Origin of the sequence: Kurthia populi, from assembly GCF_042686175.1 — a bacterium.
Classification (GTDB): domain Bacteria; phylum Bacillota; class Bacilli; order Bacillales_A; family Planococcaceae; genus Kurthia; species Kurthia populi.
Genome location: NZ_JBHUOR010000092.1, coordinates 1 through 10,769, shown reverse-complemented (window position 1 = coordinate 10,769; position 10,769 = coordinate 1). Strand labels below are relative to the sequence as shown.

The window sequence follows — 10,769 nt, the reverse complement described above, 5'->3', positions numbered from 1 at the left end:
TCATTGATCAACAATCGACCAAGAAAGTGCCTCAACTGGAATACCACACAGGATGCATTTGAATGTGAAGTGGTGCAGTTAATTTGACAATCTATCATATAAAAAGTATTCCAATATGAAAAAAGTGCGCTCGTTCTTTTATACAAAGAGTGCACTTTTTTAGTTAAGCAAATTTATTAGCCATAGAAATTGCAATGCGATTCCATGAATTAATTTGATTAATCAGTAAAACTAAGCCTGTATATTGGCGTTCATCGAAAAGTGTGCGGACTTCTTCATATAGCGTATCTGGAATATCATGTGCGCTAATTAACGTTAATATTTCTGCAAATTCTAGTGCCATACGTTCTTGCTCAGTGTATAAAGAGGTTTCTTTCCAGGCATTTAATAAATAAATACGTTATTCTGTTTCACCTAATTTACGTGCATCTTGTGTATGCATATTCAAACAAAAAGCGCAGCCATTAATTTGTGATACGCGGATTTTCACTAATTCTATTAACTTCTTAGTTAAATTCATGTTCAATGAAATATATTTTTCCATTGATAACATATTTTTGAGCCCTGCTTCGCTTACTTTATAATAGTTAATGCGACTTTTCATAATAAATCATTCCTTTTCAATTAATAATAGATAAAAAATCGTGGATAAAAATTGTCTATAATTAAGAAATTCTTTTTTAAAATAAAAGTCAAATATGATACGATGCGATTATTGAAAGAAGTGGGTGAAACAAAATGAAATATAGTGTGACAGTAGAATATGCCTTGCATAGTCTCGTTCATTTAATTAGTCTTCCGGATCAGAAAACAATAGGGATAAAAGAACTTGCTGAATTTCAAGGATTATCTGAAACATATCTATCAAAAGTTTTTAGCAAATTAGCAAAAGCAGGTATTGTATTGTCGATACCAGGCGTTAACGGTGGGTATCGTTTAGCAAAAGAAGCATCAGATATTACATTTTGGCATGTTATTCGTGCAATTGAAGGACTTAAACCAATGTTCCAATGTAAAAATCTAGTGGCTGGTACGATGATTAAAGATGAAAATACAGCTTGTAGTGGTTGTGAATCTAATTCTTTTTGTTTAATCAAACAATGTTAGAAGCAGAACAACAAATGAAACAATTTTTAAACGGAAAGACTTTACAATGGATGCATGAAGAATTAGAAAACATCTTATTAGAAGAACAACGTCAGGCAACGCGTGCCTATTTTTTAAAAGAATAGTAGCGGAAAATGCATAAAAAGAGGCTGGGACAAAATCCTAGCCTCTTTTCATCATTATTTTGTATGTTCATCTAGTTCTGCAACAGTTGCTTCAACTTCAGCCCGCGTTAATTTTTCGTTACCACTGTGCATGGTTTTTAATGTTTTATGTGCAAGTGCGAGTGGAATTTTACAAAACATTAAAATACTACGTTTTGTAATTTGTTTATTGTAAGCCTCTGCTTTTTCTAAGTTGTTATTTGCATAGGCGAATAATTCGTCGCGTGTCCAGCCATCCGGTACAAAACTTACGCCACGCTCAGCATCTTCGTCTTGGTTACGTAAAATATTGACTACTTGTAAACCACGACCATAACCGATAGCTAAATCACGGTCTGTATCAATATTCGCAAATGTTTTCCAAATATCAGATAACATAACGCCAACTAAGCCAGCAACATAATATGTGTAATCATCTAAATCTTCTTTTGTATGACAAACCCAACCTTTTAATGCCCATTTTGCCATGCCGCCAGCCATTTCACTTGTAGAGGCTGCTACACGTTGACGAATTGCATCTGGACATAATGTTATCCAGTCATTTAAGCGCAATGTTACTTCAGGTAAAATCGATTTATATGCATCGATTTCTGCTAGATACGCTGCATTATCAAATGGTTGGGTGCTTAGAAGCTCAGCAGTTTTTGTTAGCATACGTGCTTTTTCTTCTACTGTAATGTCTTCGTGGTCTTCAATTTCATCAATTGCGCGCATACATAAATACGCAGTTGCAACTGTTGTTTTCATATCCTTTTCTAAAAACGTAATGGGAATGAAAAATGTACGACTTGTTGCTTTTAGTACATTCATCGCTTCTTTATATAATTGTTTTTGTTGTACCACAAAGATACCTCCGTTCAAACTTCTATAGTGTTTCCTTATTTATGGTACTGCAAAAAGTCATAAATAGACAATGAAAAAACAGATTTTCGAAATAATTTCCATTTTCTGATATAATAATGCCAATTTGATTCGCACAAGGGGGAAATGTTGTGAAAACATTATGGTATGGTGGCACAATTTATACAATGATTGGTGAAGGTGATACAACCGAAGCTGTTTTGACAGATGGGGATAAAATTATTCAAACGGGTACATATGAACAACTAGCACCATTTGCAGAACAACAACAATTTTTAAATGGTGCAGTAATGTATCCAGGGTTTATTGACAGTCATATCCATTTAATTGGATACGGTGAACTTCTATTAAAGAGAAGAGTTCATCATGTGACAACAGCTGCTCAATTTTTAGAAGAAGTGCGAGATGAAGCGAGTAAATTAGATGGTACTGAATGGATGTATATTGATATGTGGGATGAAAATAGAATGGATCGTATTCCTTCTATTGACGAGTTAGATGCGCTTTATTCGGGACCAATGTTATTACGTCGAGTTTGTCGACATGTTTGCTTAACGAATCATGCAGGTTTAGAAAAATTAAAAGTTACCAAACAAAGTGAGGATCCTGTTGGTGGTGCTTATGGTCGTGATGAACATGGAAATTTAAATGGATTACTTTATGAAAATGCCAATGATGCCTTACTTGATTTAGCTTCTGCTAATATTCCTGAAGAACAATTAGATGAAATGATTCGCTTAGCAATTGATGATTTAGTAGCTCATGGTATCACCGGTGTTCACTCAGAAGACTTGGGATACTTTGGACATTATACAAAATCTTTTGGTGCGTATAATCGAGTGATTGGTAAGGAACGCTATTTCCGTGCACATATGTTAAGAAATCATCGTGTTTTTGAAGAAATGATAACGGATGGTGTAACATTTGATAATCCATTCCTTGAACCGGGTGCAATGAAAATTTTTGCAGATGGTTCGTTTGGAGGAAATACAGCTTATTTAAATGCACCTTATGAAGGGACAAAAACAACGGGTATTCAGATTCATAGTGATGAGGAAATGGCTTCTTGGATTGCATTAGCACGTTCTCATAATACAGCGGTAGCCGTTCATGCGATTGGTGATGGAGCGATTGAGCAAGTGATTACAGCATTAGAACAAGTTCCTGCTGTTGAAATGCGGGATCGTTATATTCATGGGAGCTTATGTACGCCCGTACAAATTCAACGATTAGCAGCGTTAAACATTATTGTAGATGCACAGCCATTGTTCTTATTATCGGATATGCCATGGGTTGCCGAACGTTTAGGGGAAGAACGTAGTCACTATTTATATCCATGGAAAGAGTTTTTGCGTGCAGGAATTGTTCTAGGCGCAGGAACAGATGCACCTATAGAACGTATTAGTCCATTTGAAACGATTTGGGCAGGTGTAACACGTAAGAAAGTAGGTGGCGAAGTTTATCAGCCTTCACAATGTTTGTCGCGATATGAAATGCTTCATATGTATACAGTAGGTAGTGCGTATACAGGCAACCAAGAAACATATCGCGGTCATATTGCCCCAAATTATGATGCAGATTTTACAATTTTAGATCGTGATTTACTGCATTGTACAGAAGAAGAAATTTTATCGACGGCAGTTATGAAAACAGTTGTAGCAGGTAAAATTGTATATGAACAAAAATCATAAAAATGCGTATGAAATATTTGCAAATGCCTTATTTTCGAATTAAAGTGTAATGGAAGCGAAAAAGGAGTTTATATATGAATACAATTGGTATAGATGCAGGCGGTACATTAACAAAAATCGCCTACACAGATGGAAATAATGAATTACAAGTTCGTCATTATCCGTCAAATGATTTAGCTCAAGTAGCAGCTTTTATTAATGCACACCCAGAAATTCAAATACTTGGTATGACAGGTGGGCGAGCAGAGCAATTGAATCTATTATTAAATGATTCTCTTACACGTCATTCATTAGTGGAGTTTGAAGCAACATTTCGCGGAGTGAATTATCAATTAAAGCGTCAAGAAGGCGGATTAGAACGTTGTATTGTCGCGAATATTGGTTCAGGGACATCCATCCATTATAAAAATGGTGAGGCGTATACACGTGTTAGTGGTACCGGCATTGGTGGAGGGACACTTGTTGGATTGAGTGCCTTAATGACTGGAGAATACGATTATCATGAAATTTCAAGTTTAGCTGCTACCGGGCAGCGAAAAAATATTGATTTGATGGTAGCTGATATTTTTGAAGGAATGGAGGTACCTGCACCGCTTGATCCAGATTTAACAGCAAGTAATTTTGGTAAAGTAGGGTTGAAACCACCACAAGATTATGTAAAGGCAGATATTTTAGCGACGACGATGGGGCTTGTTGGGGAAGTTGTCTCGACATTGAGTATTCAATTAGCTGAACAATATCAAGTTGAGCATATTGTGTATATTGGTACAACACTAGATCATAATACGAAACTACGAGATGTTATTACAAGTTATACGAAATTGAAAAAGAAAACAGCTGTGTTTTTAGGGGACGAAGGATTTAGCGGCGCAATTGGGGCATTGTTATATGCTAAAGAACAAGTAAGTTGTGTATAAAAAAGCAGGAATCACGCTTATGTGTGATTCCTGCTTTTTTATCTAGTTAGCATGTTTAGTTTTTATGAATTGCTTCGCGTGCGAGTGCATCAGCGGCTTTATTTTGTTCATCAGGGATCCACTGCACGAAAAATAAAGGAAAGGTATCGCTAATAGCTAGACCCGTTGCTAATAATTCTTTATAGGATTCTTTTTTAGCATACCGCTTTTCGATAGATGCCACGACAATTTTTGAATCGGAGCGTAGAGATACTATAGAAGGTGTTAATTTTTCGGCTTCTTTCATTGCACGGACAAATGCTTGAAACTCAGCATGGTGATTGTCCGTAACACCAATTGGCTCGCTTATTTTTAAAAGATGCCCCTCTCCTTTTATAAAAATACCAATGCCAGATGGCCCTGGGTTTCCAGCGCTTGCTGCATCAATATAAATTTCTAACATATAAACCCTACTTTCTGTGAAGAAATGATACTTGCATCATATCATAGGAGAGAGTAGAATATTACAATACTTGAAATTGAGGTGATCTCATTGTTGAATCAACAAAATATTATTAGTGAAATTGATGAAACGATGGAGAAATATTGTGATGATTGCTTTGTAAAACAGCAATTACGTAAAGATCGTGGCAAGCCGGGAGCTCATCAGTTTTGTATTGAATCTTGCACAGTAGGCGAGCAATTGCAATTCTTAGGACAAGAATTATTAAAAATGTACTCAAAAGAATAAGAATTAGAGCGTCTAGTCGGTAATTAGACGCTTTTATTACACCTTGTTGAAAATTCGGAATATTTTTGCAAGAATAATAAGGAAAATATATTGACTATTCTAACATCTGTTATGTACACTGATGGAAGACATATGTTTATTCTAAAAATACAGACGATAAGGATTTGATGACATGAAAGTATGTAAATTCGGTGGAACTTCCGTCGCAAGTGCGGAACAAGTAAAAAAAGTGGCAGCAATTGTTCAAAGTGATGAACAACGTCGCTTTGTTGTCGTATCAGCGCCTGGGAAACGCGATTCGGCAGATATTAAAGTGACGGATCTATTAATCGATTTGGCAAACGCTGTGATTGCTGGGGAAGAGATAGAAGATAAAATACAAGCGGTTGTAAAACGTTACGAAGAAAATGCGCAAGGTTTAGGGTTAGATAGAGAAATTTCAGATATTATCGAAGCGGATTTACGTACACGTTGTGAACAAGCAATTAAAGTATCTCCTGAGTATGTGTTAGATAGTTTAAAAGCAAGTGGGGAAGATAATAATGCAAAAATGATTGCTATGTATTTCAATAGCATTGGCATTGAAGCGCGTTATGTAAGTCCCGAAGAGGGTTTAGTTGTTAATGAACCACCTGCACGAACAATGGCACTGTCAGAAGCATATAATAATTTAAGCTCGTTAAAAGATTCAAATGAAATTATTGTTTTCCCAGGATTTTTTGGGTACACAGCACAAGGCGTATTGCGTACATTTGACCGTGGAGGTTCAGATATTACCGGTGCTATTTTAGCCGCTGCAGTAGGAGCAGATATCTATGAAAACTTTACGGATGTAGATTGCGTATTCAGTGCAAACCCGAAAGTAGTAAATAACCCAGCCGAAATTACCGAAATTACTTATCGTGAAATGCGTGAATTATCGTATGCGGGTTTCTCAGTGTTTCATGATGAAGCGTTAATGCCTGTATTTAAATTAAAAATCCCTGTAAACATCAAAAATACGAATAACCCAGCATCACCAGGAACACGTATCGTTTCAGAAAGTACAATAAATCGTCGTCCTGTAACAGGAATTTCTGCTGACGCAGGTTTCTCAATTTTATATGTAAGTAAATACTTAATGAACAGAGAAATCGGCTTTGGTCGTAAATTATTACAAATTTTAGAAGAAGAAAATATTTCATATGAACATACACCATCTGGATTGGATGATATCTCCGTTATTATTCGCAGCCATCAAGTAGATCCGGAAAAAGAACAGCGTATTGTGAAACGTGTATATGATGAATTACATGCAGATGATGTGCATTTCCGTCACGGCTTCTCAATGATTGTTGTGGTAGGTGAAGGAATGAATAATAATACGGGGCTAGCTGCTCGTGCTGCAACAGCGATTTCTCGTACGGGTGCAAATATTGAAATGATTAACCAAGGTTCTTCGGAAGTATCTTTATCATTTGGTGTGAAACAACAATTTGAAGATGCCATTTTAAAAGCATTGTATGAAGAGTTTTTCCAACCAGTAAATGTTTAATTATGTGCTAAAAAGCTCCTCCTATATGTAGGAGCTTTTTTTATTAAACAATAAGATATGACAGTGAAAATATTTCACTTTCCTATACATATAAATTGCATTTTAAGACTATTTTTGATTACATTAATAGTATTACATATTACAGGAGGTGAATTCTTTATCATCATTGAGGTGGTAAAGAACTTATTTGGACGGAGAGATAGTTTGGAATTTAGTATTGTTTGTAGTATTGATTGCTGCAACAGCCTTTTTCGTATCAACAGAATTTGCAATTGTAAAGGTACGTTCAACGCGAATTGATCAATTAGTTGCAGAAGGCAATAAACGTGCATTAAAAGCAAAGCAAGTCATTACGCATTTAGATGAATATTTATCGGCATGTCAGCTTGGTATTACAATTACTGCACTTGGTTTAGGATGGATTGGAGAACCAACAGTCGAAGAATTACTACATCCACTATTTGAAATGACAGGAATAGAAGGAAATCTAGCATCTGTTATATCCTTTATCGTTGCTTTTTCAGTTGTGACATACTTGCATGTGGTAGTTGGTGAATTGGCGCCCAAAACATTAGCTATTCAAAAAGCAGAGGCTGTAACTTTAGCTTTTTCAGGTCCATTAATGATATTCTATAAAATTATGTATTTACCAATTAAGCTATTAAATGGATCTGCCCGGTTATTAACAAGTTTGTTTGGCCTGAAAATGATGTCTGAAAACGATGAGGTACATAGCGAAGAAGAACTACGTATGATTGTTGCAGATAGTTTTAAAGGCGGCGAAATCAATCCTTCTGAATTTAACTATGTGAATCGAATTTTTGAATTTGATGATCGTGTTGCCAAAGAAGTGATGGTGCCACGTACTGAAATTGTTAGTTTCGATAAAGAGATGACATTGACAGAAGTATTTAGCTTAATGGATGTTGAACAATATACACGTTATCCAGTTATCGATGGTGATAAGGATCATGTGATTGGTTTTGTGAATATGAAACAATTACTAACCGAAATGATTCGTCATGAGGAAAGTGGTCAAAAAACGGTCGGTGAATTTGTACAACCAATTGTTCAAGTAATTGAGACCATTCCAATTGGTGATTTATTAATTAAATTCCAGACGAAGCGAATTCATATTGCTATTTTACTTGATGAATATGGTGGTACATCTGGTTTAGTGACAATTGAAGACATTATTGAAGAAATCGTTGGCGAAATTCGTGACGAATTTGATGCAGATGAACTTCCTGAAAAGCATGAATTCAATAAAAATCATTTTAATGTAAGTGGTAAATTATTATTAGATGAAGTGAATGATTTAACTGGTATGCAAATTGAAGCTGAAGATATTGATACAATTGGTGGTTGGTTTATGGCGCACCTAGGTGATGTAAAACAAGGGGATTTAATTGAAGAACAAGGTTTCCGTTTCACTGCGCTTGAAGTAAACAATCATCAAATTGTTCGCATTGATATTAAAAGATTACCAGAAGCACAAAAGAAAATAGAATTAGCTGAAGAGAAATAGCATAACAAAAGGACGAATCAATCAGATTCGTCCTTTTTATATTGTATGAAATTAAATGACAATTACATTAGCCGCTTGACTGCCACGGTTTCCTTCAACGACATCGAATTGAACACGTTGCCCATCTTCTAATGTACGAAAGCCTTCCGCTACAATTCCTGTGAAATGAACAAAGATGTCATCTCCTTGATCACACTCAATAAAGCCGTAACCCTTCACTGTATCGAACCATTTTACCGTACCTTGGTGCATGAGCGTTCCCTCCATATGTCGCCAAATTTCGATTAAAGGACATTCCTCTAATGAAACGACTATAGCATGAATTTCTTTTTATTGTCAATTAATAGCGTCATACGGCGATTCCATTGAAGTGAAAGGTATTTTGTAGTAATGTAAGGCTAGAAAGTTTCGAAACATTCAGATGAAAGAAAGAGGGATTATACATGTCAAATGTTACTACACCACTATCTGATTTAGAGATTGCTAATAAAGCAACAATGCAACCCATCGGTGATATCGCTAAGGCGGCTGGAATTCCAGAAGATGCGCTTGAGTTATATGGGAAATATAAAGCGAAAATCGATGTGACACAATTAAAAAATCAAACTGCAGATGCAAAAGTTGTATTAGTTACAGCAATCAATCCAACACCAGCTGGCGAAGGGAAATCTACAGTAACTGTAGGACTTGCAGATGCATTGCATCAACTAAACCAAAAAGTAGTAGTTGCTTTGCGTGAACCATCTTTAGGGCCGGTTATGGGAATTAAAGGTGGCGCAACAGGTGGCGGTTACGCACAAGTTGTACCAATGGATGAAATTAACTTGCATTTCACAGGAGATTTACATGCCATTACAACAGCAAATAATGCGCTTGCAGCATTAATTGATAATCATATCCATCGTGGAAATGAATTGAATATTGATCCTCGTCGCATTCTTTGGAAACGTGTATTAGATATGAATGATCGTTCATTACGAAATGTGATTGTTGGTTTAGGTGGTCCTGCACAGGGTGTTCCACGTGAAGATGGTTTTGATATTACGGTTGCTTCAGAGATTATGGCGATTTTCTGTCTAGCTACAGACTATGTAGATTTGAAAAAACGTTTAGGTGAAATTGTTATTGGTTACACATATGAAAGAGAACCTGTTTTAGTTCGCGATTTGAAAGTAGAAGGAGCATTAACTTTATTATTAAAAGATGCTTTTAAACCAAATTTAGTTCAAACATTAGAAGGTACACCTGCTATTATTCATGGTGGTCCATTTGCTAATATTGCGCACGGCTGTAACTCGGTACAAGCAACACAAACAGCACGTAAATTGGCGGATGTTGTTGTAACAGAAGCGGGCTTTGGTGCCGATTTAGGCGCTGAAAAATTCATGGATATTAAGGCAGTACAAGCTGGATTTAAACCAAATGCTGTGGTTATTGTTGCGACGGCACGTGCGCTGAAAATGCATGGTGGTGTCGATAAAAAAGAATTAAAAGTAGCGAACCCTGAAGCCATTGCAGCGGGTATGCAAAATTTAGCGAAACATGTGGAAACTGTTCGTGCATTTGGCGTTGAACCGATTGTAGCGTTAAATCGTTTTATTACAGATACACAAGAAGAGCTAGATGTTATTTTAAACTGGGGTACAGAAAACGGTGTAAAAATCGCGTTAACAAATGTTTGGGAACAAGGTGGTGCAGGTGGTCTTGAGTTAGCACAAGCTGTATTAGATGTTCTTGCAACAGATAATCACTTCAAACCAATTTATGATTTAGAAGACAGTGTTGAAAATAAAGTGCGTGCTATCGTTCAAAAAGTCTATGGTGGTGCCGATGTTACGTTTGCAGAAACAGCTAAAAAACAATTAGCGGACATTGAACGTTTTGGATGGAGTAACTTGCCGATTTGTATGGCAAAAACACAATATTCGTTAACAGATCAACCTAAATTATTAGGTCGCCCAGAAGGATTTACGATTACAGTACGTGAGGTTATTCCAAAACTTGGCGCTAAATTCCTTGTTTGTTTAACCGGTGACATTATGACAATGCCTGGATTACCAAAAGAACCAGCTGCTCTTCGTATGGACATTGATGAAAACGGTAATGCTGTCGGTTTATTCTAAATAACAAATAGAAGAGGCTGGGACAAAACCCTAGCTAAAGAAAGGACTTCGGCAAATGAAGATGCCGAAGTCCTTTTTATCTGTAATTTTTTTGTTTTTGTATAGAATAAAAAG

9 protein-coding genes and 2 pseudogenes are annotated in these 10,769 nt (G+C 36.2%); 7 read left to right on the top strand and 4 right to left on the bottom strand.

Annotated elements, in window-relative coordinates; genetic code table 11:
- Positions 1-163: 163 nt before the first annotated feature.
- Positions 164-604 (bottom strand): annotated as a pseudogene (locus tag ACFSY7_RS11085) (carboxymuconolactone decarboxylase family protein).
- Positions 605-738: 134 nt separating this feature from the next.
- Between ACFSY7_RS11085 and ACFSY7_RS11080 the strand changes: the two are divergent.
- Positions 739-1,232: pseudogene (locus ACFSY7_RS11080) on the top strand (RrF2 family transcriptional regulator).
- Positions 1,233-1,286: 54 nt separating this feature from the next.
- Here ACFSY7_RS11080 and ACFSY7_RS11075 read toward each other — a convergent pair.
- A complete protein-coding gene (locus ACFSY7_RS11075; protein ID WP_199754665.1) occupies positions 1,287-2,114 on the bottom strand; it encodes a squalene/phytoene synthase family protein in 828 nt (275 codons plus the stop codon).
- Positions 2,115-2,263: 149 nt separating this feature from the next.
- On the opposite strand from ACFSY7_RS11075, the gene ACFSY7_RS11070 reads away from it, so the two are divergent.
- Entirely contained in the window at positions 2,264-3,823 is a 1,560-nt protein-coding gene (locus ACFSY7_RS11070) for an amidohydrolase (protein ID WP_020189657.1), read from the top strand.
- Between the two features lie 74 nt (positions 3,824-3,897).
- Positions 3,898-4,740, top strand: a complete 843-nt coding sequence (gene coaW, locus ACFSY7_RS11065) for a type II pantothenate kinase (protein ID WP_020189658.1) — start codon at positions 3,898-3,900, stop codon at positions 4,738-4,740.
- Positions 4,741-4,795: 55 nt separating this feature from the next.
- Here the strand turns inward: coaW and ACFSY7_RS11060 are convergent, their stop codons facing one another.
- Positions 4,796-5,182 (bottom strand): reverse transcriptase-like protein, encoded by a 387-nt coding sequence (locus tag ACFSY7_RS11060; RefSeq protein WP_020189659.1) that lies wholly within the window; start codon positions 5,180-5,182, stop codon positions 4,796-4,798.
- A gap of 90 nt (positions 5,183-5,272) precedes the next feature.
- On the opposite strand from ACFSY7_RS11060, the gene ACFSY7_RS11055 reads away from it, so the two are divergent.
- The 3 genes from ACFSY7_RS11055 to ACFSY7_RS11045 all read left to right on the top strand — a co-directional run bounded on the left by ACFSY7_RS11055 (position 5,273) and on the right by ACFSY7_RS11045 (position 8,532).
- Positions 5,273-5,470 (top strand): zinc-finger domain-containing protein, encoded by a 198-nt coding sequence (locus ACFSY7_RS11055; RefSeq protein ID WP_370323607.1) that lies wholly within the window; start codon positions 5,273-5,275, stop codon positions 5,468-5,470.
- Positions 5,471-5,642: 172 nt separating this feature from the next.
- Positions 5,643-7,004, top strand: a complete 1,362-nt coding sequence (locus tag ACFSY7_RS11050) for an aspartate kinase (RefSeq protein ID WP_380147869.1) — start codon at positions 5,643-5,645, stop codon at positions 7,002-7,004.
- 187 nt (positions 7,005-7,191) lie between these two features.
- Positions 7,192-8,532 carry a hemolysin family protein gene (locus tag ACFSY7_RS11045; protein ID WP_380147868.1) on the top strand — a complete coding sequence of 447 codons (1,341 nt, stop codon included), beginning with the start codon at positions 7,192-7,194 and terminating at the stop codon, positions 8,530-8,532.
- A gap of 51 nt (positions 8,533-8,583) precedes the next feature.
- On the opposite strand, the gene ACFSY7_RS11040 is transcribed toward ACFSY7_RS11045, so the two are convergent.
- Positions 8,584-8,784 carry a cold-shock protein gene (locus ACFSY7_RS11040; protein ID WP_020189663.1) on the bottom strand — a complete coding sequence of 67 codons (201 nt, stop codon included), beginning with the start codon at positions 8,782-8,784 and terminating at the stop codon, positions 8,584-8,586.
- A gap of 191 nt (positions 8,785-8,975) precedes the next feature.
- Between ACFSY7_RS11040 and ACFSY7_RS11035 the strand changes: the two genes are divergently transcribed.
- Positions 8,976-10,655 carry a formate--tetrahydrofolate ligase gene (locus ACFSY7_RS11035; protein ID WP_380147867.1) on the top strand — a complete coding sequence of 560 codons (1,680 nt, stop codon included), beginning with the start codon at positions 8,976-8,978 and terminating at the stop codon, positions 10,653-10,655.
- Positions 10,656-10,769: the final 114 nt, after the last annotated feature.